This is a genomic window from Sphingobium sp. DEHP117 (assembly GCF_030867385.1).
Taxonomy (GTDB): Bacteria; Pseudomonadota; Alphaproteobacteria; order Sphingomonadales; family Sphingomonadaceae; genus Sphingobium.
This window is the reverse complement of record NZ_JAPFBJ010000003.1, coordinates 564604-589572: the sequence shown is the minus strand read 5'-3', so window position 1 is coordinate 589572 and position 24969 is coordinate 564604. Positions and strand designations below refer to the sequence as shown.

Genomic DNA, 24969 nt, shown 5'->3' with positions numbered 1-24969 from the left:
GCGACGCGCGGCGGCCCACATATAGAGTGAGTGACACATGGCTAAGAAGATTACGGGCTATATCAAGCTCCAGGTGCCTGCGGGCGCCGCCAATCCTTCGCCGCCGATCGGCCCGGCTCTGGGTCAGCGCGGCGTCAACATCATGGAATTCTGCAAGGCGTTCAACGCGCAGACGGAAAAGATGGACAAGGGCACCCCGCTGCCCACGATCATCACCGTCTATGCCGACCGCAGCTTTTCCTTCATCACCAAGCAGCCGCCGGCCACCTACCTGATCAAGAAGGCCGTGAACCTCAAGTCCGGATCGAAGGAGCCGGGCAAGGTTTCCGCCGGAAAGATCACCCGCGCACAGCTCGCGGAGATCGCGCAGGCGAAGATGGCCGACCTCAATGCCAACGACATCGAGGCCGCTACGAAGATCATCGAAGGCTCCGCTATCGCGATGGGCCTCACTGTGGTGGAGGGCTAAGGACATGGCAAAGCTCAGCAAGAAGGCAAAGGCTCTGGCCTCCAGCATCGACCGTGACAAGCTGCACGGCGTTGACGAGGCGATCGCACTCATCAAGAGCAACGCGACCGCGAAGTTCGACGAGACGGTCGAGGTCGCGATCAACCTCGGCGTCGATCCCCGCCATGCGGACCAGATGGTGCGCGGCGTCGTCACGCTTCCGGCTGGCACCGGCAAGACCGTGCGCGTCGCGGTGTTCGCCCGCAACGAGAAGGCCGCCGAGGCAACTGCTGCCGGAGCCGACGTCGTGGGCGCCGAAGATCTGCTGGAGAGCATCCAGGCCGGCAATATCGACTTTCAGCGCGTGATCGCCACGCCGGACATGATGGGCCTCGTCGGCCGCCTCGGCAAGGTACTCGGCCCCAAGGGACTGATGCCGAACCCGAAGCTCGGCACCGTGACGCCCAATGTCGGCGAAGCGGTGAAGGCGGCGAAGGGCGGCCAGATCGAGTTCCGTGTCGAGAAGGCGGGAATCATCCATGCCGGCCTCGGCAAGGCGAGCTTCGCGGAAGGCGACCTACGTAAGAACTTCGACGCGTTCGTGGATGCCATCGTCAAGGCGAAGCCGAGCGGCTCCAAGGGCAAATATGTCCGCAAGATCGCGCTCAGCTCCTCGATGGGCCCCGGCGTGAAGGTGGACGTGGCCCAGGTCGGCGGCGTTGTCTGATCTTGACCCCAGCGGGGTGATCCCCCGCTGGCTCATGTTTCAAACCCCCTCGGGCCGTACCTGAGGGGGTTTTTCGTTGCGTGTGTATTTCGCGGAGGAGCTGTACCGTGCACGGGTCGGTGATGTGTCGGTGGCTGGTCAAGGTCATCCGCACGCTGAAATGAATTGATCTGGCCGACAAATCATGCGCTGTTCCATGCCGGATTCGGCGGGGGAGCGCATGGAGAACCCATCATTCAGGGATATGGTCCGCCTGTTCGGGCGGATCGGTTGCCTCAGCTTTGGCGGCCCGGCGGGGCAGATTGCGCTGATGCACAAGGAGCTGGTGGCGGAGCGCCAGTGGATCGGCGAAGAGCAGTTTCTGCGCGCCTTGAACTTCTGCCATCTGCTGCCCGGCCCTGAGGCTCAGCAGCTCGCAACCTGGATCGGCTGGCGGCTGCACGGTGTGCGTGGGGGGCTGGCGGCGGGCAGTCTGTTCGTACTGCCGGGCGCGGCCGTGATGCTGGCATTGTCGATCATCTATGTTTTGGCGAGCGGGGTCGGCTGGGTCTTCGCTCTGTTCCTCGGCGTCAAGGCGGCGGTGCTGGCGCTGGTCGTGCAGGCGGTGTTACGGATCGCGGGGCGGGCACTCACTACCCCGTTCAAGCGCATACTTGCCGTGGCGTCCTTCATTGCCGTGTTCTTTTTCAATCTACCCTTTCCGGTAGTGGTGCTGGGCGCAGGCGCGATCGGCATGATCATTGCCGCGTGGCGACCTGAATGGCTGGCGCTCAAGGTCGCGTCTGAGGGCGGCGGGGCGTCGGCGCCGACGCGCGTGTCGGGCACGATGCGGATCGCGGCGATCCTGATCGGTGCCTGGGCGCTGCCTTTCGTTGCCATTGCGCTTACAGTCGGCCCGGACCACGTACTGATGCAGATCGCCGCCTTCTTTTCGCGCCTCGCGGTTGTCACATTCGGGGGGGCCTATGCGGTACTCGCCTATATGGCGCAGGAGGCGGTGCAGACCTATCACTGGCTGCGCCCCGGCGAGATGGCCGACGGGCTGGGCCTTGCCGAAACCACGCCCGGCCCGTTGATCATGGTGACGCAGTTCGTCGGTTTCCTCGGGGCCTATCGCCTGCCCGAGCCCTTTTCGCCGCTGGTGGCGGGCATGTTGGGCGCGCTGGTGACGACATGGGTGACGTTCGTGCCCTGCTTCCTCTGGATCTTCACCTTCGCGTCATGGATTGAGCGCCTGGAGCATGCAAAGCGGCTACAGGGCGGGCTGGCGGCGCTGACAGCGGCGGTGGTCGGCGTGATTGCCAATGTCGCGCTGTGGTTTGGGGTGCATGTGCTGTTCTGGCGCGTTGGCTTGGTCCGCTATGGCCCGCTGCGTTTTATCGTGCCGGATGTGCACAGCCCCAATCTCACGGCGATGGTGCTGGCGGCGCTGGCCTTCGGGCTGCTGTTCGTCGGGCGGATAGGGGTGGTGGCGATGTTATGTCTGTGCGGCATGGCTGCGCTGATGCTGCGCGTATTCATGCATATGTGAGCGGCGAGGCGCTCGGTCTTAGCGCTTGGCCAGTCGTCGCTCGATCGCCTGCCAGAGATATGCGAACTGTTTCGCAGCCGGGCTAGTGGGCGCGAACTCGCCGATCGGCTTGCGGCGCGCGGCCATCTGCTCGACCGCGCTTGCCATCGGCACGGCGGGCCAGTTGGGATTCTCCTCCGTCGCGGTGCGATGCAGGCTGCGGCGGCGGTCGACCATCGAATAGACCGGCAGGATCGGGGAATGGCCATCGCCGCGTTGCACCAGATAACGCGCCACCTCGCCCAGCGCGCGCTGGGACAGGGGGGAGGGGATCACGGGCACGATCACGATATCGGCAGCGCGCAACACCTGTTCTGACGTTTCGGTGAGGCCGGGCGGGCAATCGAGGATGATGCGGTCGTATCGCTTGGAAAGGCCTTCGATCAGCTTCGCCAACCGCTTTTTCTTGCCCAGCTCGAAGAAGAGCCGATCCAGCCCGCGCAGCGATGTGTCTGCCGCGATCAGGTCTATCCCCTCCACCGTCGACGGGCGGATCAGCGCCTCGACATCGACATCCTTGCTGAAGATCGCCTGCGCCTCGTCTCGCCCCTTGGCGTTGGCGGAGAGCATCCAGGTCGCGGCCGCCTGTGGGTCGAGATCCCACAAAAGCGTGCGGCGCGCGCTGTTCTTCGCAGATGCCCACGCGAGATTGACCGCGAAGGTCGTCTTGCCAACGCCGCCTTTCAGGGAATAGACCGCGATGGTCGCCAAATCGTCGCCCTTGCTCATGCTGCAGATGCTAACGCGCGAACGGCGCGTTCCGCAAGAGCTAGATCAGGTGAATGTTACCGGCCTGTGACACCGTGTGTCACAAAATCTCGCGCACCACATCCTGCGGGCGGCAGAAGCGCACGCCTTTGTCTGTCTCCACGAACGGGCGGTTCACATAGGCGGGGTTCGCAGCCATTTCATTGAGGATGGCGTCATCCTCCATATCGGGCAGGCCGCGCTCCTCTGCGTCAGTGCCCATCTTGCGAATGGCCTGCGCCGGGGTGACGCCCGCGTCACGGAACAGCTGGACCAGCTTGTCGCGCGTATAGGGGTTCTTGAGATATTCGATGACGGTGAGGTCAACGCCCGGCGTCTCCTCCAGGATCGCCAGCGTCTTGCGCGAAGTGCCGCAGTTGGGATTATGCCAGATCGTCGCTTTCATGCCTTGTCTTCCTTCATGAGCCAGCCGGACAAAGCCACCGCCGCGCCCGCGCCCAGCAGCTGCATCAGGACGAATGCGGGTGCATCGACCGGGCGGATGCCCGAGAAACTGCCGGTCAGCGTGCGCGCCAGCGTGACTGCCGGATTGGCGAAGCTCGTAGAACTGGTGAACCAGTAGCCTGCCGTGATCCACGCCGCAACCAGCGCGGGTAGAGCCTCCGCCCGATAATGCAAGCCAAGGCGGATGGTGAGCAGCAGGCCAAAGGTGGCGACCGCCTCCCCGAGCCATTCGCCCTGAGTCGCTCGGGCATGGACGCCCTGCTGCACAGGCTCCAGCCCGAACATCGCGTGTGCCAGCATCGCGCCCAACACACCTCCGGCCACCTGCGCGAGGATGACCGCGCCGCGATTGTGCCTGCGGTCCAGAAACAGCGTCACTGCCGGGTTGAACTGTGCGCCGCTGATCGGGCCGAGAAGCGATATGAGCACATAGAGCACCGCCGCTGTCGCCGCTGTGTTGCCGAGCAGGGCGAGCGCGTCATTCCCACCGCTGAGCCGGTCTGCCATGATGCCAGAGCCGATGACGGTCGCCACCAGCAGGGCGGTGCCGAGCAGTTCGGAGGCGAGGATGCGTTTCATGGCAGAGCCATTCATCGCAAATGTTACAGTTTGATGACATTTTGTGTTTGGGCAGGCACCGCATATCCGAACGCTGCGAAGCTGCCTGTTTCGGATCAATTATCCTTCGCCAGCCACTCTTCCAGCCATTTGATGGTATAGTCGCCGTTCTGAAATTCGGGATCGCGCAGCAGCTTCTGGTGCAGCGGGATGGTGGTTTTCATCCCCTCGATCACATATTCCTCTAAAGCCCTCTTCAGGCGCATGATGCAGCCCTCGCGCGTGCGGCCATAGACGATCAGCTTGCCGATCATGCTGTCGTAGTAAGGCGGCACCCTGTAGCCCTGATAGAGTCCGCTATCGACGCGCACATGCATGCCGCCCGGCACATGATAGCTGGTGACGGTGCCGGGCGAGGGCGCGAAGGTCTGAGGGTCTTCGGCGTTGATGCGGCACTCGATGGCGTGGCCCGTGAAGCGCAGGTCCTCCTGCGCGACCGAGAGCGGCCGCCCCTCTGCCACCCGGATCTGCTCACGCACCAGATCGACGCCGGTGATCATTTCGGTGACGGGGTGCTCAACCTGAAGCCGCGTGTTCATCTCGATGAAGTAGAACTCGCCGTTTTCCCACAGGAATTCGATCGTGCCCGCGCCGCGATAGCCCATATCGGCCATCGCTTTGGCGACGATGCCGCCCATGCGATCGCGGTCGGCGGCGGAGATGACGGGGGAGGGGGCTTCTTCGAGCACCTTCTGGTGGCGGCGCTGAAGCGAGCAATCGCGCTCTCCCAGATGAATGGCGTTGCCCTCGCCGTCGCCAAACACCTGAAATTCGATATGGCGCGGGTTGCCCAGATATTTTTCCATATAGACGGTGTCGTCGCCGAACGCCGCCTTGGCTTCGCTGCCGGCCTGTTGGATCGAAGTTTCGAGCTGGTCCTCGCTCTGCACCACCTTCATGCCGCGCCCGCCGCCGCCGGACGCGGCCTTGATGAGCACGGGATAGCCGACCTCGTGCGCGAGCTTTTTGGCTTCGGCCAGATCCGTGATCGCGCCATCGGAACCCGGCACGAGTGGCAGGCCGAGCGCGCCTGCCGTGCGCTTTGCCTCCACCTTGTCGCCCATGATGCGGATGTGCTCCGGCTTGGGGCCGACGAAGATCAGGCCATGCGCCTCGACGATTTCGGCGAACTGGGCGTTTTCGGAAAGGAAGCCATAACCCGGGTGGATGGCGTCGGCACCTGAGATTTCGGCGGCGGAAATGATATTGGCGATGTTGAGATAGCTGTCGCGCGCCGCCGGAGGGCCGATGCAGACGGCCTCATCGGCAAGGCGCACATGCATTGCGTCTGCATCCGCCGTGGAGTGCACCGCCACGGTCTTGATACCCATTTCATGGCAGGCGCGGTGGATACGCAGCGCAATCTCGCCGCGATTGGCGATGAGCAGTTTCTCTATGCCCATGGTCAGCCTTACTCAATGACCACGAGCGGTTGATCGAACTCGACCGGCTGGCCGCTCTCGACCAATATGGCCTTCACCGTTCCAGCCGCGGGGGCGTGAATCTGGTTCATCACCTTCATCGCCTCGACAATAAGCAGCGTGTCGCCCGCCTTTACCTGATGCCCGACATGAATGAACGGCGCTGCCCCCGGCTCGGGGGACAGATAGGCGGTGCCGACCATCGGCGATTTGACCGCATTTCCCGCAGATGCCGCAGGGGCAGACGCGGCGTCGGCTTGCGGCGCGGCAGGTGCTGCGGCGGCCTGCGGTACGGGAGCCGGAGCATAAACCGGCGCGCCTGATGCTACCTGAACCTTCCGCGCGACGCGGATCTTGCGGTCCCCGTCTTCAACCTCGATCTCGGTGAGGTTGGTCGAGTCCAGCATATCCGCCAGTTCGCGCACCAGATTGACGTCGATCTGCATTGCGCCCTTGTCTGCTTTGTCGTTCATATGCCCTCTGAATAGGATATTTGGCGATTGCGCCTATTGCGGATTGGCGCAGAGCGCAACCGGTTAAAGCTCCAGCGCTGCCTCAAGTGCCAGCATGTAGGACAACGGCCCAAAGCCCGCGATGGTCCCCTTGGCGCCCATGCCGACATAGGATTTGCGACGAAACTCCTCGCGCGCATGGGGGTTGGAGAGGTGCACCTCTATCACAGGCACGGTGATGCTGCGGACAGCATCGAGCAGCGCCACCGAGGTGTGTGTCAATCCGCCGGGGTTGAGGATCACGGCATGCGCGCCGCTTGCCGCCGCCTCGTGCAGCCAGTCGATCAGATGTCCCTCATGGTTGGACTGGCGAAATTCGAGCTCGACATGCGCACGCGCGGCGACATCGCTCATTCGCTCTGCGATGTCGTCCAGCGTGTCATAGCCATAGATTTCCGGTTCCCGGCTGCCCAGCAGATTGAGGTTGGGCCCGTTGAGCACCCATATTGTCCGGTCTTCTGCCATGTATTCCCCTGTCCGCGTGCAAGAGCGGTTGCGATGCACGCCTAAGCGTCCCTATATGCAGCGTCTTGATATGGCGGTTTTGGCGGAAGGTCTAGAGTTGAGCATTGACGGGAATATTTCGATCCGGATCAATGGCGAGCATCGCCGGGTGCGCGAGGGGCTGAGCCTTGCCGCGCTGGCGAGCGAACTGGGCTTTGTGCCGGAAAAGATCGCTGTCGAGCGCAACCTCGAGGTCGTGCCGCGCTCGACCCTGGCACAGGTCATGGTCGAGGATGGCGACGAGCTGGAAATCGTGCACTTCGTAGGCGGTGGCGACCATGCGGCGGCGGTGACGGAGGACAGCTGGAGCGTTGCGGGCAAGACCTTCCGCTCGCGCCTGATCGTGGGCACCGGCAAGTATAAGAGCTTTGAGCAGAACGCCGCTGCCGTAGAAGCGTCCGGCGCGGAAATTGTTACGGTGGCGGTACGTCGCGTTAATGTGTCTGACCCCAATGCGCCAATGTTGACTGACTATATCGACCCGACGAAGATCACCTATCTGCCCAACACTGCGGGTTGCTTCACCGGCGAGGAAGCGATCCGCACGCTGAGGCTGGCGCGCGAGGCGGGCGGCTGGGAGCTGGTGAAGCTCGAGGTGCTGGGCGAGGCGCGCACGCTCTACCCCGATATGGTCGAGACGCTGCGCGCGACCGAGGTGCTCGCGAAGGAAGGTTTCAAGCCGATGGTCTATTGCGTCGACGACCCGATCGCGGCGAAGCGGCTGGAGGATGCGGGCGCGGTGGCGATCATGCCGCTGGGCGCGCCGATCGGTTCGGGCCTCGGCATTCAGAACAAGGTGACGATCCGGCTGATCGTGGAGGGTACATCGCTCCCGGTATTGGTCGATGCGGGCGTCGGCACCGCGTCCGAGGCTGCGGAAGCAATGGAGCTGGGCTGCGCTGGTGTGCTGATGAACACTGCCATCGCCGAGGCGAAAGACCCGGTGCTGATGGCCCGCGCGATGAAAGCCGGTGTGGAGGCGGGCCGGATGGCTTACCTCGCCGGGCGTATGGGCAAGCGCCTGTATGCTGACCCGTCAAGCCCATTAGCAGGGCTAATCTGACCGGCCGGGCGCGCGGCCAACCGCTCGTCGCAACTGCCGGAACATCGCCCTGACATCGTCCGTTTTCCTTTCGTTCCCAACGAAGGAGACGAACGATGGGTGAGTTGATCGACAAGGCAAAAGGTGCTGCGAACGAGGCCGTTGGCAAGGCAAAGCAGCAGAGCGGCAATCCCGATACGCGCGACCGTGGTGCGGCGCAGGAAGTCAAGGGCAAAGCCCAGAAGGCTGCTGGCAGCGTGAAAGGTGCGTTCGGCAACAAAGTCTGACGGCCTTCCTGTTACTCCCGATGAAGGGCCGTTCCGATGGGACGGCCCTTTCATTAAGATGCTAGGGGCGTTGACATGGCGCGAATATCCAGCTGGCCCGCGCGTTCGAATATGTGAAGGATGAGTGGGTCAGTCTCCCCCGCGCGGATCGCAACCTGAAACTCGACCGGCGGAATGTCCATCGCTCCAGGAACCAGCGCCAAAGCGCCGTCCTCAAGCGCCTGTCGGACCATCGAATGCGGAAATATGCCGATCCCGCCGCCCGCCGCGACAATGTCGATCATCATGCGCGCATTATTGCACAGATTTACGGAGCGGGAAGTGATGCCCGAAGCGGCGATCGCCTGTTTCATAATGTGATAGAGCGGAGAGTGGCTGGAGAGTGACCATATCGGGAAGTTTGTTGCGTTCCCCTGTGCCTCGATCGCGCCAATCGTGGTCGGGCTGGCGAGCAGGAGCAGGTCCACCGCGCCGATCGAGGTGGTCCGAAGCGCTGGATGGGCGATACGCCCCGCTCCGAAGACAAGATCGGTCCTGCCGGTAAGTATCTGCTGGATAAGATCAGCTGTCAGTGCGATCTCTATCTCTAGCGAGAGATTGGGCCATGTCCTTTGCAGCTCTGCTACAAAGCCAGGTAGACAGCTGGCCGCCGCAATTTCTCCCGCGCCGATGCGCACGATACCTGCCGTCTCCGCCGTATCTCCAGCGCTATGCAGCAGGCTCTGGAAGCCCGCCATCAGGGGTTCGCTTTCACGCACCAGTTGCCGCCCGGCGGGTGTCAGCGTCATTGTCCGGCCTTCCCTGCGAAAAAGAGAGGTGCCGAGATGATGTTCCAGCTCACGCACCCGAGCGGAGATGGCGGGCTGGGTCGTCTTGAGCCGCTCCGCCGCAGCCCCGAACGTGCCTAGCCGAGCAATCCATAACAGTGTCTCGATATGGTAGAATGCAATTCTATTGATAGACATTACTTATCAATATCACAAAATATAAATCATTGGTAATGATGATTGTCGTCGGCTATGACAATGTCTGCGCGTGAACCCAAGGATCCCAATGTCAAAAAAACTCTTTCCTGACGCTGCAGCGGCGCTCAATGGCCTGCTCAAGAATGATATTCTCATCGCCAGCGGTGGCTTTGGCCTATGCGGTATCCCGGAACGGCTGCTCGATGCTGTGCGCGACAGCGGAGTGACGGGCCTGACTTTCGCAAGCAACAATGCGGGCATCGACAACGAAGGCATCGGCAAGCTGCTGCGCACCCGGCAAGTGAAGAAGATGATCTCTTCCTACGTGGGCGAGAACAAGGAGTTCGAGCGGCAGTATTTGGCTGGCGAGCTGGAGGTGGAATTTTGCCCTCAGGGGACGCTGGCAGAGCGTATGCGCGCGGGCGGAGCGGGCATTCCCGGCTTCTACACCAAGACAGGTGTCGGCACGCTTGTCGCCGAGGGGAAGGAAGTCAAGAATTTCGACGGGCAGGATTATGTCCTCGAGCGCGGAATCGTCGCCGATCTTGCGCTGGTGAAGGCCTGGAAGGCTGATGAAACCGGCAACGTTGTATTCCGCAAGACTGCACGCAATTTCAACGTGCCTGCCGCCACTTGCGGCAAGGTCTGTGTGGTGGAGGTGGAGGAAGTGGTACCCGCCGGCAGCATCGATCCCGACAGCATTCATCTGCCGGGTGTCTATGTGCAGCGCATGATCGTCGGCGCTCCCTATGACAAGAAAATCGAGTTCCGGACCACGCGTAGCAGGGAGGCCGTTTAAATGACGACGCATGATGGCCTGACCCAAGGTTGGACCCGCGACCAGATGGCCGCCCGCGCCGCCAAGGAGCTGCAGGACGGGTTCTACGTCAACCTCGGTATCGGCATCCCCACGCTGGTGGCGAACCATGTGCCTGCCGGCATGACCGTGACGCTGCAATCTGAGAATGGCATGCTCGGCATCGGCCCGTTCCCGTTTGAGGGAGAGGAAGACGCCGACCTTATCAACGCCGGCAAGCAGACGATCAGCGAGCTGCCCCACTCCGCCTATTTCGATAGCGCCCAGAGCTTCGCGATGATCCGCGGCGGCAAGATCGACCTTACCGTATTGGGTGCAATGGAGATTTCGGAGGGCGGCGACATCGCCAACTGGATGATCCCCGGCAAGATGATCAAAGGCATGGGCGGCGCGATGGATCTTGTCGCCGGTGTCAAGAAGATCATCGTCGTCATGGAGCATTGCGCCAAGGATGGCAGCCCGAAGTTCATTCCGGCCTGCACCCTGCCGCTTACCGGCAAGAATGTGGTGGATATGGTTATCACTGACCTCGCTGTGTTCGCCCGGCCCGATCACAATAGCCCATTCCGGTTGATTGAGACCGCGCCCGGCGTCACGCCCGAGGACGTCGCCGCCAGGACGACGGCCCACTACATCCGCTAGTTTCGCTTGGCCGACGGCCAGGCATACGAGCCTGCACGGGGTCGAGCCGCTCGCAAGGGCGGCTCGACTTTTTGTGCCGCCCGCGCGTCGGCAACACTATATAATATGTAAGACTATCGTGCAGAAAACCCCGCCGTGCGTTGACTCTTGGCCCTTATCCGTTATTGCGCTGCGGCATCGGGTTAACCTGCTTTGACCGCCGGTTGATGGGCGGGGGCGATACAGATCAGGCAAGGCTGCTCCGCGCGGCTCGCCTTCACGGTCGGTCGCTCCACTCATCCTCCCCATCCGGCCCGGCCCAGGCACTTTTTGCGATGGAGAAGCACGCAATGACAGCAATCGGACAGGACTCTCTGGGCACGCGCCAGACGCTTAGCGTCGGCGGCAAAAACTACGCCATCTACTCGCTCAAGAAGGCGGCGGAAAAGCTTGGTGACGTTTCTCGCCTCCCCTTCAGCATGAAAGTCCTGCTCGAAAATCTGCTGCGCTTCGAAGATGGCGGGTTTACCGTTTCGACGTCCGATATCCAGGCGGTAGTCGACTGGCAAAAGAACCCCAGCGAATCTTCCAACGAAATCCAGTATCGCCCGGCGCGCGTGCTGCTGCAGGACTTCACCGGCGTGCCGTGCGTGGTGGACCTTGCCGCCATGCGCGATGCGATCGCGAAGCTCGGTGGAGACACCAGCAAGATCAACCCGCTGGTACCGGTCAACCTCGTGATCGACCACTCGGTCATGGTCGATGAGTTTGGTCACCCCAAGGCGTTCGAGCAGAACGTCGAAATCGAATATCAGCGCAACATGGAGCGCTATGACTTCCTCAAATGGGGCTCCAAGTCGCTCGCCAATTTCTATGCGGTGCCGCCGGGCACCGGCATCTGCCATCAGGTCAACCTTGAAAATATCGCTCAGACGGTGTGGACGAGCGCAGACGCCAGCGGAGAGATCGTCGCCTATCCCGACACCTGCGTCGGCACGGACAGTCACACGACGATGGTGAATGGCCTTGGCGTTCTTGGCTGGGGCGTTGGCGGCATTGAGGCCGAGGCGGCGATGCTGGGCCAGCCGGTTTCCATGCTCATCCCCGAAGTCGTCGGCTTCAAGCTAACCGGCACGCTGAAGGAAGGCGTCACCGCGACAGACCTCGTGCTCACCTGTACCAACATGCTGCGCAAGCATGGCGTGGTGGGCCGCTTCGTCGAATATTATGGCCCCGGCCTTGCCGCGCTGACGCTGGCCGATCGCGCGACGCTCGCCAACATGGCGCCCGAATATGGCGCGACCTGCGGTTTCTTCGGCATTGACGACAAGACGCTCGATTATCTGCGCCTCACCGGCCGCACCGAAGAGAATATCGCGCTGGTCGAGGCCTATGCCAAGGAACAGGGCTTCTGGATCGACCCCGCTGTCGAGCCGATCTTCTCCTCCACGCTGGAACTGGACCTCGGCAGTGTCGTTCCCTCGCTCGCCGGACCGAAGCGGCCGCAGGACCGGGTCGACCTCAACGAGGTGGACGATGTGTTCGCCAAGGACATGGCCGAAACCTACAAGAAGGCCAATGCGCGCGTGCCTGTTGAGGGCAAGGACTTCACCATCGGCGACGGCGACGTCATGATCGCCGCGATCACGAGCTGCACCAACACGTCGAACCCCGGCGTGCTGGTCGCCGCCGGTCTTGTCGCTAAGAAGGCGGACGAGCTGGGTCTCAAGCCCAAGCCCTGGGTCAAGACATCGCTGGCTCCCGGATCCCAGGTCGTCACCGATTATCTGAACAAGGCAGGTCTGCAGACCCACCTCGACAATGTCGGCTTCAACCTCGTCGGCTATGGCTGCACCACCTGCATCGGCAACTCCGGCCCTCTAGCGGACCCGATCAGCAAGGCGATCAACGACAATGGCCTCGTTGCCGCCGCCGTGATCTCCGGCAACCGTAACTTCGAGGGCCGCGTTTCGCCTGACGTGCGCGCCAACTTCCTCGCCAGCCCACCGCTGGTCGTCGCCTATGCGCTGAAGGGCACGGTCATCGACAATTTCACCACCACGCCGATCGGCCAGGGCAAGGACGGGCAGGACGTGTTCCTCAAGGACATCTGGCCGACCAACGAGGAGGTCTTCTCCACCATGGCGGGCTGCATGGACCGCGCGATGTTCCAGGCACGCTATGCCGACGTCTACAAGGGAGACGCGCATTGGCAGGCGATCGACGTCACCGGTTCGGAAACCTACCAATGGCGCGCAGGCTCCACCTATGTCGCCAATCCGCCCTATTTCGAGGGCATGAGCATGACGCCCGCCCCGGTGCAGGACATCGTCGGCGCCAAGCCACTCGCGATCCTGGGCGACTCGATCACCACCGACCACATCTCGCCCGCCGGCAACATCAAGGCGGACTCGCCCGCCGGCAAGTGGCTGATGGAGCATCAGGTGAGCAAGGCGGACTTCAACAGCTATGGTGCGCGGCGCGGTCATCACGAGGTGATGATGCGCGGCACCTTCGCCAATATCCGCATCAAGAACGAGATGGTGCCGGGCATCGAGGGCGGCATGAGCCGCTATGGCACCGAAGTCGCGCCGATCTATGACGTCGCGATGAAGCACAAGGCCGATGGCACGCCGATGGTCGTCATTGCGGGCAAGGAATATGGCACCGGCTCCAGCCGTGATTGGGCTGCGAAGGGCACCAACCTGCTGGGCGTGCGCGCGGTCATTGTCGAGAGCTTCGAGCGCATCCATCGCTCCAACCTCGTTGGGATGGGCGTGCTGCCGCTGCAGTTCAAGAACGGTGAGACGCGGGAGAGCCTCGGCCTCACCGGCGACGACACGTTCACGATCACCGGCGTGGCGGACCTTCAGCCGCGGCAGGACGTGACCGTCGTCGTGACGCGCAAGGACGGCAGCGTATTCACCTTCACCGCGCTGTGCCGGATCGATACGGCCAACGAGGTCGAATATTTCCGCAACGGCGGCATCCTGCACTATGTGCTGCGCAAGCTGGCGTCATAAGCCAGCTAGGCGTCGTTAACGAAACAGGTGGCGGGGCGAGGCTTGGCTTCCCCCGCCATTTTCTTGGAGAGATATATGAGCGGGATAGCTATCGAGGCTGCGGGCTGGATCGGCGCAATCTGCGTGTTCGCGGCTTATGTTGCGCTATCTACGGGGCGCCTCACCGGAAAATCAGCGCTGTTTCACTGGCTCAACATGGTTGGGGCGGTCGGCTTCGTCATCAATACATGGGCGCACCGCGCCATCCCCTCGATGGTCCTCAACATCGTCTGGGCAGGAGTGGGTGCTTATGCACTGCTCAGGATTATGCGTCACAATCAGCCTTGAAAGGGAATGTAATGTCGGTTCTGATCGAGGCGGTAGGCTGGGGCGGGGCTAGCCTTATTCTGAGCGGTTATATCGCCAACTCCAACGGCTGGCTTGACCGTCAGGACTGGCGCTATCAGCTCCTGAACCTTGTCGGCGCCTGCTCCTTCGTCGTCTATACCGCCGCGCACAGCACTTGGGCCACGATGACGCTGAACGGCATCTGGGCCTGCGTGGCTGTCGTAGCGCTGGTCCGCATTTTGCGCGGCGAAAGGCGCAAAGTTTCGGCGGAATAGCCTATTTCTTTATCGGGCAGGTGCTCAGCCCTATCAGGCTGTAAAGCGGGCAGGTGCCGAATAGCCCGGTGACCAGCGGCACGATGCCGATCCAGCTCCACGGCACCAGCTTGCCCGTGACAGCCAGCGCGATCAGCACCAGCCCCAAGATGATTCGCAGCGCGCGGTCTACACCCCCGACATTGCTCCTGAACATATTCGTTCTCCTTCCTGCCGCAACGGTAGAAAGGCGCTGAGGTCGTGCAATGATCTGGGTCAAGAGCGCAGATTGTGGCGCGCTTATCGCTCCTTGGTAGCGCTGAATTTTACCTCAGGGTTGCGCTCCTGCTGATAGCCGACGTCCCAAGCCGATTTCGCTAGGAACACGGGGTTGCCGTCTCGGTCTTTGGCGAGGCTGGAGCGGTTTATGTCAGTAAAGCTCTTTAGCGCCGCATCCGTACCGGACAACCAGCGCGCGGTATCGAACGGCGACGCTTCCAGCACCGCCTCGACCTTATACTCCGCCTCAAGCCGCGAAATCAGCACCTCGAGCTGGAGCTGGCCCACCACGCCGACGATCCACTGGCTGCCGATCTCCGGGTAGAACACCTGGATCACGCCTTCCTCGCTGAGGTCATCCAGGGCCTTTCGGAGCTGCTTGGTCTTGGTCGGGTCCTTCAGTGCCACCCGGCGCAATATTTCGGGCGCGAAGTTGGGCAGGCCGGTTATGCGCACGTCCGCCTTTTCGCTGAGCGTATCGCCCACCCGCAGCGTGCCGTGGTTGGGAATGCCGATGATGTCGCCGGGATAGGCCTCGTCCGCCAGCTCCCGGTCCTGCGCGAAGAAGAGGATAGGGGAGTGCACCGCCATCGGCTTGCCGGAGCCGGAAGGTGTGAGCTTCATGCCGCGCTTGAACCTGCCCGAGCACAGCCGCATGAAGGCGATACGGTCCCGGTGTTGCGGGTCCATGTTCGCCTGCACCTTGAAGATGAATCCGGTGACGTCCGCCCGCTCCGGCGAGATCGGCGCGGGCTCGGCCGGTTGCTCGCGCGGAGGCGGGGCGAAATCGGCGAGTGCATCGAGCAGCTCTGTCACGCCGAAAAGCTTGAGCGCGGAGCCGAAATAGACCGGCGTCAGGTCGCCATGGCGGTATGCGGCAAGATCGAACCCCGCGTAGCCGCCCTGCGCCAGCTCGCCTTCCTCGCGCAGGCGGGCAAGGCCACCGGCCGAAAGCGCGCTCGCCAGCCCACCGTCGTTCAGCCCGGAGAAGGTGGCGGCCTTGCCCTCGAACTCCTTCGAAGCCCCGGTCGGCTGGCGCAAAATGCCGGTCGCAAAATCGAAGATGCCCTCAAACTCGCCACCCATGCCGACCGGCCAGCTCATCGGGCAGACATCGAGCGCCAGCGCATCCGCCACCTCATCGAGCAGCGCGAACGGATCGCGCCCCTCGCGATCCACCTTGTTGACGAAGGTGATGATCGGCACGTTGCGCAGGCGGCACACCTCGAACAGCTTGCGCGTCTGCGGCTCAATGCCCTTGGCTGCATCGATAACCATCACCGCGCTGTCGACGGCCGTGAGCGTGCGGTAGGTATCCTCCGAAAAGTCCTCGTGGCCGGGCGTATCAAGCAGGTTGAATACGATCGGGTTGCCATCCCTGTCCGGCCGCTCGAACGTCATCACTGAACTGGTGACGGAAATGCCGCGCTGCTGCTCGATCTTCATCCAGTCCGACCGAGCGCGCCGGTTCGCCCCGCGCGCCTTGACCTCGCCGGCCAGGTGAATCGCCCCGCCTTCAAGCAACAGCTTTTCGGTAAGCGTGGTCTTGCCCGCGTCCGGGTGGGAAATGATGGCGAAGGTGCGGCGCGAAGCGATTGTCATGGCCCCGCGCCATAGAGGCTGAGGCGCTGGTTTATCAACGCATTTCGACTCTGCGTTTATGGGCTTGGCGATGGGGAGGTATACCCCGCTGTGGCCGGTCGGCGTGAGGAGGCAAGGAGGATGGGGCGGGCTGCGGGTTCGGAGAAATCATAAATCAACTGCGTGCGAACATGGTTCAGCGTCATCAGCGCGAAACCAGGCGGTACACCCGCGACAAATTATCCGCGCACATGATTTCCCGTTTGCAATGCCCGCCTCCCCATGCTACCGGCCCCGCCTCGGCAGCGCAAAGCCGCCGATTGCAGGCCCTTAAGCCGCATATGGACGCATAGCTCAGTTGGTAGAGCAGCTGACTCTTAATCAGCGGGTCCTAGGTTCGAGCCCTAGTGCGTCCACCAAATTTTCAATGACTTAGAGGTGATTTGAGTGCTGTGCCTTCCGGCGGGGCACCAATGGGGCATCACATTGTGCTCTGCCCTCAGCTGGGGCACTTCGCGGCGGAAGCGATCGATCCATCTATCTGCCTATGTCCGGAAGGCACGGTCAGAATCGGTGGGAAACTCCTTCCCCCATTCGCGCCGCATGGTCGTGTCCCAGGTGGTGGTGTAGGAACCGTCGATCCACGGCAGGATCAGGTATGTGTCAGGTGGCCAGTGCTGGCAGGCTGACAACGGGGTTATGGCTCACCGAGCCGATTGTTTCCAGCGTCATGTAGCGGCGCGATACGGCCCACTCGTCATTTTGCTCCAGCATCAGCGCGCCGACGAGGCGGATCACGGCGGCATCGTTGGGGAAGATGCCGATGACGTCGGCTCGCCGCTTGATCTCCTTGTTCACCCGTTCCAGCGGGTTGGTGGAGGCGATCTGCGCCCAATGGTCCTTCGGGAGCGCCATGTAGGCGAGCACGTCCTCGCGCGATGCGTCCATCATGTCGGCCAGCTTCGGGAACTTCTCGCGCAGGGCATCGGCAACCTGCCCCCACTGCTGGTGCGCCGCTTCAGTCGTCTCCTGCGCGAAGATCGTCTTGATCATGGCGATGACGGCAGGTCGCTGTTTGGGTGCAGCGTGTGCCAGCGCATTGCGCATCCAGTGTACACGGCAGCGTTGCTGGCTCGCGGCGAACACCTTGCTGGCGGCGGCGCGCAGCCCCTTGTGATCGTCGGCGATGACCAGCTTCACTCCGCGCAGGCCGCGATCCGCCAGCGAGCGCAGGAAAGCTTTCCAGAAGGGCTCCGCCTCCGAAGGGCCGGTGGCAACGCCCAGCACTTCGCGGCGGCCATCGGTGTTGACCCCGACAGCGATTATCGCCGCCGTCGAGACGATCCGCCCGCCCTCGCGGACCTTGAGGTAGGTAGCGTCGATCCACAGCTAGGGCCACTCGCCCTCAATCGGCCGCATCAGGAAGGCGTTCACCCGCTCGTCGATCTCGGCGACCAGACGGCTCACCTGGCTCTTCGACACACCGCTGGCGCCCATCGCCTTGACCAAATCGTCGACCGAACGGGTCGAGACGCCATGGACATAGGCCTCCTGAATCACCGCCGCCAGCGCCTTCTCGGCCGTGCGGCGCGGCTCAAGAAAGCTCGGAAAGTAGCTGCCTTTGCGCAGCTTCGGGATCGCCAGGTCGATCCGCCCGGCGCGCGTGTCCCAGCCCCGTTCCCGGTAGCCGTTGCGGTGGTTCATTCGCGCCGGGCTGCGACTGCCGGCGGGCGCACCCGTTCTCGCCTCAATCTCCATATCCATCATGCGCTCGGCCGCAAACGCCAGCATCTCGCGCACCAAATCACTATCCGCCCCTTGCTCAATCAGCTCAACAAGGGCCATTCTGTCGTCGGTCATCGTCTTCTTCTCCAGGTTCAAGTTCGCATCCGAACCCTACCAGAAGATCGACGGTGGCCACCCCTTCAGGGAAACCTCCCTACACCACCACCTGGGACACGACCCGCTGCATATTCTCGTGAACACCCAGTCGCTAGGGCATTTTCAAGAGGACCGGAAACGGTCATCGGGTCGGAAAATGCGGCAAAAGACAAGAGCGTTTCCACTGATAGTGAAAACGCCCTCGCCAAACTTACCCTAACCGGAGACCGGAATTAGAACCGCAGTCCCGGGGCGGTTCTAATCGACAGGTAAAGTGGGGGATAAAATCCGCTTAGCAGAGCCGGGAGCCGGAGGCGTGCGCAGCGCGGTTACTTCGAGGGGCTCCTATAAGCAGGTTCTGCTTAGTTACGGATGAAAGCGACAGCGCCTTGGATGATCGTCAGGTCCACTCGTTCCGCCGTAAGATCGCGCAGGACTTCGTGCCATGTACCATTGCATAGGATCAGGTCAGCCGGCCGGCCTGGCGCAATCACTCCTGAACAATAGAGCTTGAGCGCGCGCTCCGGGCTGATGCGCTGGGATATTCCAATCGTCTGTCCCCCAGCGGTCAGGCGGTCGCGCGCCGCTCGCATCGCAATCCACGGATCCAGTACGCCATAAGGTGCGTCAGAACCACCCAGCATAGGAACTCCTGCACGAGCCAGGCTGCCCGCAGGGTAGAGGTGCTCCCAATGCTCTGGTGGAATTTGCGCAAGGTACCGGTCCCCTCGACCATAAATAAAGGACGGGTTCGTCACCACCGTTAGGCGGGCCGCAGCAACGGCCGAAATCAATTCCGGTGTCATCAGCCCGCCATGCTCGACGCGATCTCCGGGGCGGGCGGCACCTGCCTCCTCCAGCGCAGCAAGATAGAGCGCTAGTTCCGCTTCTGTTACGCAATGCGCCGCGACACCCCGCCGCTGTGCACGGGCAATCGCGATAAGCGCCGACATCTCGGACAGCAAAGGCGGATCACGCTCATCAATCATCACCTTGAGAGCGCCGAGCGAGTATCCGTGACCGGCTGCGAGCCTGGTCCCTCCCATCAATACCAGCCGTTGCGGCACTTGGCCCGCAAGATACAATGCCTCTTCAGGCCCGTTGTGCGCTGTCGCATCGGTCACCCCGGTCAGCCCGACGGCAGACATTTCCGCGCCCAAGGCCGAAATGTCCGGCTCCGCCAGCGGCAGAGCGCGGCGGAGCCACGCGTCCTCGCGCCAGAAACGGCCATTTGGCCTGCCCCCCGCATCCCGTTCCGCGCCCGGCGGCAATGTAATGTCGCCAATGAGCCTAAGGGCGGCAGTGTTGAGCACCCAAAGCGCCCCGGTGCGGTCTGTAAGGCGGAGGGGGCGCGACGGTTCCCAGCTGTCGAGCAAGGCGGCATCCGGCAACCCGGCTGCGCGCTCGTCATAGTCCACTGCACGCACTATCGGACTGCCCGATTGTCTCAAGGCCGCCATCACGGCCGACTCGTTGACCAGATTGGCCAAGCTGACGGATTGCCGCCGCGCGGCCGTGGCGGCAAGATGCAGATGATGGTCGTGCAGGCCCGGAAGAAGCGTCCCGCCATGTCCATCGATCTCCTCACCCTTCAGAGACAGGTGACTGGAGATCGCAGCGATCCTGCCGCGGGAAATGGCTATATCCACCGCGTCAACGCCCCAGGGGCGCACGTTACGCAATATAAGCACTAGCGGGCGTACGCAGCTGCGACGCGGGACATCGCCATGTCGATGAGTCCGGTCGCACCGGATAGCACAGCGAGTGCGCCTTCAAGCCCGGTCAACGGATCCGCTAGCGCATCCCCGCGAAAGAGCGGCTGGTCGCCGCGCCAGGTCAACAGCCCGCCTGCTGCTGCACAATCATCCCCAAATCCAACCCGGCACCCTCCACGCCCGGCGAAACCATGCGCGGAAATGGCCACCCACCTTGGTGGGACGATGCCCCGGATGCCTAATCCCAATCGCATCAGTGCGGCGGGCCGCGCGGAGGTTACCAACACGTCTGCATCGGCAACTTCGCGCAGGAGAGCCTCGCGACCCTGCTGGGTCCGCAAGTCCAAGGCCAGGAGCGTCTTTCCCGAATTGATGCGCCTGTCGAGCTGAGGTGAAGCATTCGGGGTCGGGTCCGGCCTTCCCACGCTCAAGATGCGTACCACCTGCGCCCCCGAAAGCCGAAGCAATGCTGCGCAAAGAGGGCCAGCCCAAAGCGCCGACAAATCAACAACTTTGCGCGGAACATAGTCGCCATCAGAGGGGGGAAGGGTTTGCGGCTCCGCCTCGCCGACTACGGAAAGGGGAAGGTGCAGTTCGACGCCGCGATGGAGCACCTCCTCGACATCTTGACCGCAAGCCCAGCTCACGATCGAGCTCCAGCCATTCCCGCCGTTGTTCGTCAAGGCAGGAACGAGATCCCAATCGTCCGGCCTAGAAAGATTCAGCGCGATCCATCCGTCCCGGCAACGCACCAGGCGGCAACAGCCGTTGGACGATATGACCCCCGGAACACCCAGACCTCCCGGGGCATCGCGATCAAGCAGGTCGGCAATCGACCAGCCAAAACGTCCCAGCCGTTCCTGCAATCTGGAGATCAACCGATAAGTCCTTGTATCAAGCCCCAATCCAGCGCTTGCGCTGTGCCAACACGAAAACCTCCCAAGGCCATCCACAGCAGCCTGTGTCGTCCGATCGCGCGCGCAAAAGTTACGGTACCGCCTGCCCCCGGGATCAACCCCATCTGCAACTCCGGCAACTGAAAGTAAGTTTCGGGCGCAGCCAATCGTCGCGCGGCGGCCAAGGGTATCTCGGCACCCGCCCCTATGCAACAGCCGTGCAAATGCACTTCGGACCGGTCGCCTATCAAGTGCAGCGCCCGAGAGCAGCTTCGCAAGGTACGGATCACATGGGCAGCAGCCAAATCCTTGGCCGTGCCGAATTCATAGAGCGCACCCCCGGTGGAAAAGCAACGGCCATTGGCCCGCAAGACAAGACGTGGGCCACTCGGATCCTCCAGAACATTTACCAGAGCCTCGTGAAGCGCGTCACGCATGTGTGCGGTCATTGAATTTTGATTATTAGGTGAGTTCAGAATGAGTGTAACAAGATCATCGTCACGTTGGTAGCAGACGGGGTAGGGGGCCTGGTCGCCCTGGCTAGTGCGCCTTCTTGAAGCCAGCCAGTTTGCAAACTCGCTGCCGCCCAAAAGAACCGAATAGGCCAATGACTCGAGTTCCAGCGCGTAATCGAACGCCAGCCCTTCCCCCGCGCGCAATATTCGCGCGAGGATTGCAGTAGCTATGGGGTTTTGCGCTGCAGTGGTCGTCGCCCTGGCCAGTTGTGCGTCCATGCGCTGCGGAGCCACGCTGACCCACGGTGCAGGGGCATCCGGTAGCGTCGTCACCATCACGTCATAGTCATGAGGATCCAGTTCAGGCAGTCGCGCGCTGCGATCGACTACCAGACGCACTCCTTCTGGCGGTAACGGCTGCTCCGCGGTGAGCAGCACCAAGGGCGATCCCCAAAGAGGCGAGACTATGGAAGGGTCAGTTATGGAACATTCACCTCGTTTCACGGCATATCTTTGCATTTCCGTCACAATGTGCAGTGTGGCCCGAGTGAACCACTGCAAACTGTTCAGAAGTGATTTTATTCGAGACGGACAATTATATCGAGCGCTTTTATGGCGCAGCGGCCTCCGGAACGGTCAGAGCAATTCAGGCAGTGTGCCGCTTCTGTTCATTTCAGCGTCTTGAAACTGTTTGTACGGCGCAATCGCCCCGGCGCTCAGACCAGTGCCATCAGACTGGCATTGCCTCCCGCTGCCGTGGTGTTGATGGAGGTGGAGACTTCCTCGAGCAGCCAGTCGAGCGCGAAGTTCGGATCGGCCGGGGGGAGGACATGGATAGGGACGATCGGCCCGGAGCGATCCGCAATTGCCTGGGCATTGCGTAGTATCTCGGCGTCGTTGCCTTCGACCAACATGGCTGAAACCGGTTCGCGGGTGTCCCGAACACGCTGTCGGACGGTGGCGGGAAGCTCGGCAAGGACAGGGCGCAAATGTTCGTCGGCATCGATGGCGATGGCGTTGCCCGTCGCAAGGGCGGCGGCGATGTGGTGGAACAGACCATGGCGGGTGGCGGGACGCAGCAGGATAGTGCCGCGCGGATGCAATGCATAGACATTGCGTTCGCCGACCGGGCCGGGAAGGTCCACCTCCCACCCAAGCTTCGATCGCGCGCCCAGCGCTCTTGCCTGCGTGGCGAGCCTGTCCTCGCCCTGCGCTTCCAGCCAATCGGCAAGATCCGCAAGGGCAGGGTCGATGCCGGTGCCTCCGGGCTGATTGGGCGCACCCTGCACCAGCCGCTTCAGGTACAGCGGCCCGCCCGCCTTGGGTCCAGTGCCGGAAAGGCCGCGCCCTCCGAAGGGCTGCACGCCGACGATGGCGCCGATGACGTTGCGGTTGATATAGAGATTGCCGGCCTTGATGCGGCGCGTGACATGCTCGATAGTGTCGTCGAGCCGAGTATGCAGGCCGAAGGTGAGTCCATAGTCAGTGGCGTTGACCGCGTCGATCAGCTGGTCGAGGTCAGCGCGCCGGTAGCGGATGACATGCAGCACCGGGCCGAAGACTTCGCGTGTCAGATCGGCGATGCTGTGCAGCTCGATGATGGTCGGCGCGACGAAGGTGCCGTGCGTGGCTTCGGGCGGCAGGTCGAGTTGCTCAACCGGGAGGCCCTTCGCGCGCATCGCATTGATATGCAACTTCCAGATCCAGCAGCACGAGAGCGGCGCCAGCGCGGGCACGATCAACGGTGCAGTCTCGGCGCTGCGCTTCTTCTATACGGTCACGCTGCGACGGCGTGATCTGGCGCGCGGTCTGGTCGCGACCCGCCGCCCGGACAATGTGCGCGAGGTCTTGAGCGTCGAGGAGGCGGCCCGCCTGCTCGAGGCCGCACCGGGCATCAAGTACAAGGCGGCGCTGGGCGTGGCCTATGGTGCCGGCCTGCGCGTGTCCGAGGTCGCGTATCTCAAGGTCGATGACATTGACAGCAAGCGCATGCTGATCCGCGTCGAACAGGGCAAGGGCGGCAAGGATCGCAATGCCATGCTTTCCCCGCAGTTGCTGGAACTGTTGCGGCTGTGGTGGCGCGAGGGCAAGCGGCGTGGCGTGATGTTCCCGCATGGCTGGCTGTTCCCGGGTCGCAGCTACACCGACCCGATCTCGTCGCGGCAGCTGCATCGCGCCGTGAAGGAAGCCGCCGAGGTCGCCGGGATCAAGCGGCGCATCAGCCCTCACACGCTGCGGCACAGCTTTGCCACCCATCTTCTCGAGCAGGATGTGGATATACGCGTTATCCAGGTGCTGCTGGGCCATAGCAAGATCGACACCACCGCGATCTACACCAAGGTCTCCACCCGCACGATCCAGGCGGTCGCCAGCCCGCTCGACCGGATCATCGCGCTGATGGAAGGCAAGCCGCCTCCCGGCTGAGCCGGTGCGCCCCTCGCTCGAGGTCGCCGACATTTTCCGCAGCGCTGGTCCAGCATATCGGACCGCCCATGCCGGGCATCTGAGCCTCAACCAACTGAAGGTGATGACGGCGATCGAGAACTGTCGCACTGCTGCGCTTGGCGGTCATGTCGAGGCCTGCGAGGACTGCGGGCATTGGCGGATCGCCTATAACAGCTGTCGCAACCGGCACTGCCCCAAGTGTCAGGGTGCAGCGGCGCGCACATGGCTGGCGGAACGTGAGGCCGATCTGCTGCCCGTGGGTTACTTCCATGTCGTCTTCACGCTGCCCGCCGAGATCGCCGACATCGCGTACCAGAACAAGGCGGTGGTCTACGATCTGCTGTTCAAGGCGGCATCAGAGACGATGCTCACCATCGCTGCCGATCGCAAACATCTCGGCGCCCGTATCGGGATCACCGCCGTGCTCCACACATGGGGCTCGGCGATGACGCATCATCCCCATGTGCACATGATCGTGCCGGGTGGCGGCATCTCGCCTGATCACATGCACTGGATATCCTCACGCCCTGCGTTCCTGCTGCCGGTGCGTGTGCTGGGCAAGCTGTTCCGCCGCCTGTTTCTCACCCGGCTGCTGGCACTCTATGAGGCGGGAAGGCTCAACTTCCGCGGGAACAGCACGCATCTCGCTGACCGGCGGGCGTTCCTGCTCCATCTTGCGCCGGTCAGGAAGAAGCGCTGGGTGGTCTATGCCAAGCCGCCGTTCGCCGGGCCGCAGGCCGTGCTTGCCTATCTGTCGCGCTATACGCACCGCGTCGCGATCTGCAACCGGCGGCTGATCAGCTTCGACGAGCGCGGCGTCACGATGCGCTACAAGGATTATCGTCGTGCCGAACCCGAGCGGCAGCAGGTCATGACCATCAGCGCCGATGAATTTATCCGGCGGTTCCTCCTTCACGTCCTGCCGCGGGGCTTCCATCGCATCCGCCACTACGGCCTGCTCGCTGCCTCGTCACGCAAAACCAGCCTCGCGCTTGCCCGCACGCTGCTCGATGTCGCGACACCGCCGAGGGATCCGCCCGAGGAGACCGAAGATTATCGCCCACCATGCCCATGCTGTGGCGGCCACATGATAATCATCGAGACGTTCGAACGCTGGCGGCAACCCCGCGCGCCGCCAACATCAGTTATGCTGATCCGGGAGCTTGCGTCATGACCCGGCATGGCTCGCCCAGCAAAACGATCACTGTCACTGCGACTTGGTCGGTGAGGCAGTGCACGCCAATCCCAAACTCGATCCTGACACCGAGCAAAAGGCCCAACGAAACACACACCAATCGCAATCTGACGGTGCTCGACATGGCGATAATCGGATCCCTGACAGCCCTCCCAGCTTGGCAGCGCCTGCCAG

24 protein-coding genes, 1 tRNA gene and 2 pseudogenes are annotated in these 24969 nt (G+C 62.6%); 13 read left to right on the top strand and 14 right to left on the bottom strand.

The window, feature by feature from the left end; translation table 11 throughout:
• Window positions 1–37 precede the first annotated feature (37 nt).
• The 3 genes from rplK to chrA all read left to right on the top strand — a co-directional run bounded on the left by rplK (window position 38) and on the right by chrA (window position 2706).
• Window positions 38–469 carry a 50S ribosomal protein L11 gene (rplK, locus tag OOT33_RS15445; protein ID WP_307750923.1) on the top strand — a complete coding sequence of 144 codons (432 nt, stop codon included), beginning with the start codon at window positions 38–40 and terminating at the stop codon, window positions 467–469.
• A gap of 4 nt (window positions 470–473) precedes the next feature.
• Window positions 474–1175 carry a 50S ribosomal protein L1 gene (rplA, locus tag OOT33_RS15440; RefSeq protein ID WP_307750922.1) on the top strand — a complete coding sequence of 234 codons (702 nt, stop codon included), beginning with the start codon at window positions 474–476 and terminating at the stop codon, window positions 1173–1175.
• A gap of 220 nt (window positions 1176–1395) precedes the next feature.
• Window positions 1396–2706, top strand: coding sequence for a chromate efflux transporter (chrA, locus tag OOT33_RS15435; protein ID WP_307750921.1), 1311 nt, complete (start codon window positions 1396–1398; stop codon window positions 2704–2706).
• 18 nt (window positions 2707–2724) lie between these two features.
• On the opposite strand, the gene OOT33_RS15430 is transcribed toward chrA, so the two are convergent.
• From OOT33_RS15430 to aroQ, 6 genes are all read right to left on the bottom strand, one after another.
• The gene (locus OOT33_RS15430) at window positions 2725–3474 is read right to left on the bottom strand and encodes an AAA family ATPase (RefSeq protein ID WP_307750920.1); all 750 of its coding nucleotides are present in this window, start codon (window positions 3472–3474) and stop codon (window positions 2725–2727) included.
• 79 nt (window positions 3475–3553) lie between these two features.
• On the bottom strand, window positions 3554–3898 hold the full coding sequence (locus tag OOT33_RS15425) for an ArsC/Spx/MgsR family protein (RefSeq protein WP_307750919.1): 345 nt from the start codon (window positions 3896–3898) through the stop codon (window positions 3554–3556).
• A complete protein-coding gene (locus OOT33_RS15420) occupies window positions 3895–4536 on the bottom strand; it encodes an aquaporin (RefSeq protein ID WP_307750918.1) in 642 nt (213 codons plus the stop codon). Before OOT33_RS15420 ends, OOT33_RS15425 begins: the two co-directional genes overlap by 4 nt.
• A gap of 95 nt (window positions 4537–4631) precedes the next feature.
• A complete protein-coding gene (gene accC / locus OOT33_RS15415) occupies window positions 4632–5978 on the bottom strand; it encodes an acetyl-CoA carboxylase biotin carboxylase subunit (protein ID WP_307750917.1) in 1347 nt (448 codons plus the stop codon).
• Between the two features lie 8 nt (window positions 5979–5986).
• Entirely contained in the window at window positions 5987–6469 is a 483-nt protein-coding gene (gene accB, locus OOT33_RS15410; protein WP_307750916.1) for an acetyl-CoA carboxylase biotin carboxyl carrier protein, read from the bottom strand.
• Between the two features lie 63 nt (window positions 6470–6532).
• On the bottom strand, window positions 6533–6973 hold the full coding sequence (gene aroQ / locus OOT33_RS15405; RefSeq protein WP_307750915.1) for a type II 3-dehydroquinate dehydratase: 441 nt from the start codon (window positions 6971–6973) through the stop codon (window positions 6533–6535).
• Between the two features lie 55 nt (window positions 6974–7028).
• Here aroQ and thiS point away from each other — a divergent pair, with 55 nt between their 5' ends.
• Window positions 7029–8075 carry a sulfur carrier protein ThiS gene (gene thiS / locus OOT33_RS15400; RefSeq protein WP_373690589.1) on the top strand — a complete coding sequence of 349 codons (1047 nt, stop codon included), beginning with the start codon at window positions 7029–7031 and terminating at the stop codon, window positions 8073–8075.
• A 95-nt stretch (window positions 8076–8170) separates the two neighbouring features.
• A complete protein-coding gene (locus OOT33_RS15395) occupies window positions 8171–8341 on the top strand; it encodes a CsbD family protein (protein ID WP_307750914.1) in 171 nt (56 codons plus the stop codon).
• 53 nt (window positions 8342–8394) lie between these two features.
• Here the strand turns inward: OOT33_RS15395 and OOT33_RS15390 are convergent, their stop codons facing one another.
• Window positions 8395–9306 carry a LysR substrate-binding domain-containing protein gene (locus OOT33_RS15390; RefSeq protein ID WP_307750913.1) on the bottom strand — a complete coding sequence of 304 codons (912 nt, stop codon included), beginning with the start codon at window positions 9304–9306 and terminating at the stop codon, window positions 8395–8397.
• 88 nt (window positions 9307–9394) lie between these two features.
• Here OOT33_RS15390 and OOT33_RS15385 point away from each other — a divergent pair, with 88 nt between their 5' ends.
• From OOT33_RS15385 to OOT33_RS15365, 5 genes are all read left to right on the top strand, one after another.
• Entirely contained in the window at window positions 9395–10105 is a 711-nt protein-coding gene (locus tag OOT33_RS15385; protein WP_307750912.1) for a 3-oxoacid CoA-transferase subunit A, read from the top strand.
• The gene (locus OOT33_RS15380) at window positions 10106–10765 is read left to right on the top strand and encodes a 3-oxoacid CoA-transferase subunit B (protein WP_307750911.1); all 660 of its coding nucleotides are present in this window, start codon (window positions 10106–10108) and stop codon (window positions 10763–10765) included.
• Between the two features lie 329 nt (window positions 10766–11094).
• The gene (gene acnA, locus OOT33_RS15375) at window positions 11095–13767 is read left to right on the top strand and encodes an aconitate hydratase AcnA (protein ID WP_307750910.1); all 2673 of its coding nucleotides are present in this window, start codon (window positions 11095–11097) and stop codon (window positions 13765–13767) included.
• A gap of 75 nt (window positions 13768–13842) precedes the next feature.
• A complete protein-coding gene (locus OOT33_RS15370; protein WP_307750909.1) occupies window positions 13843–14094 on the top strand; it encodes a hypothetical protein in 252 nt (83 codons plus the stop codon).
• A gap of 11 nt (window positions 14095–14105) precedes the next feature.
• Window positions 14106–14369: a hypothetical protein gene (locus tag OOT33_RS15365; RefSeq protein WP_307750908.1), complete on the top strand. Its 264-nt coding sequence runs from the start codon at window positions 14106–14108 to the stop codon at window positions 14367–14369.
• Between the two features lies 1 nt (window position 14370).
• Here the strand turns inward: OOT33_RS15365 and OOT33_RS15360 are convergent, their stop codons facing one another.
• Window positions 14371–14565, bottom strand: a complete 195-nt coding sequence (locus OOT33_RS15360) for a DUF2892 domain-containing protein (protein WP_307750907.1) — start codon at window positions 14563–14565, stop codon at window positions 14371–14373.
• 83 nt (window positions 14566–14648) lie between these two features.
• Window positions 14649–16229, bottom strand: coding sequence for a peptide chain release factor 3 (locus tag OOT33_RS15355; RefSeq protein WP_307750906.1), 1581 nt, complete (start codon window positions 16227–16229; stop codon window positions 14649–14651).
• 322 nt (window positions 16230–16551) lie between these two features.
• On the opposite strand from OOT33_RS15355, the gene OOT33_RS15350 reads away from it, so the two are divergent.
• Window positions 16552–16627, top strand: a tRNA-Lys gene (locus OOT33_RS15350).
• A 244-nt stretch (window positions 16628–16871) separates the two neighbouring features.
• Here OOT33_RS15350 and OOT33_RS15345 read toward each other — a convergent pair.
• The 5 genes and pseudogenes from OOT33_RS15345 to OOT33_RS15325 form a co-directional block, all read right to left on the bottom strand.
• Window positions 16872–18068, bottom strand: a pseudogene (locus OOT33_RS15345) (IS256 family transposase).
• Window positions 18069–18451: 383 nt separating this feature from the next.
• Complete coding sequence (locus OOT33_RS15340; protein ID WP_307750904.1) at window positions 18452–19738, bottom strand: amidohydrolase family protein; 1287 nt, start codon at window positions 19736–19738, stop codon at window positions 18452–18454.
• A gap of 41 nt (window positions 19739–19779) precedes the next feature.
• Window positions 19780–20682: a CoA transferase gene (locus OOT33_RS15335; RefSeq protein WP_307750903.1), complete on the bottom strand. Its 903-nt coding sequence runs from the start codon at window positions 20680–20682 to the stop codon at window positions 19780–19782.
• A complete protein-coding gene (locus OOT33_RS15330) occupies window positions 20679–21593 on the bottom strand; it encodes an enoyl-CoA hydratase-related protein (RefSeq protein WP_307751018.1) in 915 nt (304 codons plus the stop codon). Before OOT33_RS15330 ends, OOT33_RS15335 begins: the two co-directional genes overlap by 4 nt.
• 278 nt (window positions 21594–21871) lie before the next feature.
• Window positions 21872–22846, bottom strand: a pseudogene (locus OOT33_RS15325) (aldehyde dehydrogenase family protein); the annotation flags it as partial.
• On the opposite strand from OOT33_RS15325, the gene OOT33_RS15320 reads away from it, so the two are divergent.
• Both OOT33_RS15320 and OOT33_RS15315 read left to right on the top strand, forming a co-directional pair.
• Window positions 22839–23579: a tyrosine-type recombinase/integrase gene (locus OOT33_RS15320; protein ID WP_307750902.1), complete on the top strand. Its 741-nt coding sequence runs from the start codon at window positions 22839–22841 to the stop codon at window positions 23577–23579. The pseudogene OOT33_RS15325 and the gene OOT33_RS15320 sit on opposite strands and share 8 nt — an antisense overlap.
• A gap of 4 nt (window positions 23580–23583) precedes the next feature.
• Window positions 23584–24774 (top strand): IS91 family transposase, encoded by a 1191-nt coding sequence (locus tag OOT33_RS15315; RefSeq protein ID WP_307750901.1) that lies wholly within the window; start codon window positions 23584–23586, stop codon window positions 24772–24774.
• The last annotated feature ends 195 nt before the right edge of the window (window positions 24775–24969 follow it).

What these genes read in the sequence shown, in the direction of transcription:
- OOT33_RS15390 (WP_307750913.1), bottom strand. Translation starts at nt 9,306, where the DNA reads ATGTCTATCAATAGAATTGCATTCTACCATATCGAGACACTGTTATGG.
- OOT33_RS15385 (WP_307750912.1), top strand. Translation starts at nt 9,395, where the DNA reads ATGTCAAAAAAACTCTTTCCTGACGCTGCAGCGGCGCTCAATGGCCTG.
- acnA (WP_307750910.1), top strand. Translation starts at nt 11,095, where the DNA reads ATGACAGCAATCGGACAGGACTCTCTGGGCACGCGCCAGACGCTTAGC.
- OOT33_RS15380 (WP_307750911.1), top strand. Translation starts at nt 10,106, where the DNA reads ATGACGACGCATGATGGCCTGACCCAAGGTTGGACCCGCGACCAGATG.
- aroQ (WP_307750915.1), bottom strand. Translation starts at nt 6,973, where the DNA reads ATGGCAGAAGACCGGACAATATGGGTGCTCAACGGGCCCAACCTCAAT.
- OOT33_RS15395 (WP_307750914.1), top strand. Translation starts at nt 8,171, where the DNA reads ATGGGTGAGTTGATCGACAAGGCAAAAGGTGCTGCGAACGAGGCCGTT.
- OOT33_RS15420 (WP_307750918.1), bottom strand. Translation starts at nt 4,536, where the DNA reads ATGAAACGCATCCTCGCCTCCGAACTGCTCGGCACCGCCCTGCTGGTG.
- OOT33_RS15370 (WP_307750909.1), top strand. Translation starts at nt 13,843, where the DNA reads ATGAGCGGGATAGCTATCGAGGCTGCGGGCTGGATCGGCGCAATCTGC.
- thiS (WP_373690589.1), top strand. Translation starts at nt 7,029, where the DNA reads ATGCAGCGTCTTGATATGGCGGTTTTGGCGGAAGGTCTAGAGTTGAGC.
- chrA (WP_307750921.1), top strand. Translation starts at nt 1,396, where the DNA reads ATGGAGAACCCATCATTCAGGGATATGGTCCGCCTGTTCGGGCGGATC.
- OOT33_RS15360 (WP_307750907.1), bottom strand. Translation starts at nt 14,565, where the DNA reads ATGTTCAGGAGCAATGTCGGGGGTGTAGACCGCGCGCTGCGAATCATC.
- rplA (WP_307750922.1), top strand. Translation starts at nt 474, where the DNA reads ATGGCAAAGCTCAGCAAGAAGGCAAAGGCTCTGGCCTCCAGCATCGAC.
- OOT33_RS15355 (WP_307750906.1), bottom strand. Translation starts at nt 16,229, where the DNA reads ATGACAATCGCTTCGCGCCGCACCTTCGCCATCATTTCCCACCCGGAC.
- OOT33_RS15425 (WP_307750919.1), bottom strand. Translation starts at nt 3,898, where the DNA reads ATGAAAGCGACGATCTGGCATAATCCCAACTGCGGCACTTCGCGCAAG.
- OOT33_RS15430 (WP_307750920.1), bottom strand. Translation starts at nt 3,474, where the DNA reads ATGAGCAAGGGCGACGATTTGGCGACCATCGCGGTCTATTCCCTGAAA.
- rplK (WP_307750923.1), top strand. Translation starts at nt 38, where the DNA reads ATGGCTAAGAAGATTACGGGCTATATCAAGCTCCAGGTGCCTGCGGGC.
- accC (WP_307750917.1), bottom strand. Translation starts at nt 5,978, where the DNA reads ATGGGCATAGAGAAACTGCTCATCGCCAATCGCGGCGAGATTGCGCTG.
- accB (WP_307750916.1), bottom strand. Translation starts at nt 6,469, where the DNA reads ATGAACGACAAAGCAGACAAGGGCGCAATGCAGATCGACGTCAATCTG.
- OOT33_RS15365 (WP_307750908.1), top strand. Translation starts at nt 14,106, where the DNA reads ATGTCGGTTCTGATCGAGGCGGTAGGCTGGGGCGGGGCTAGCCTTATT.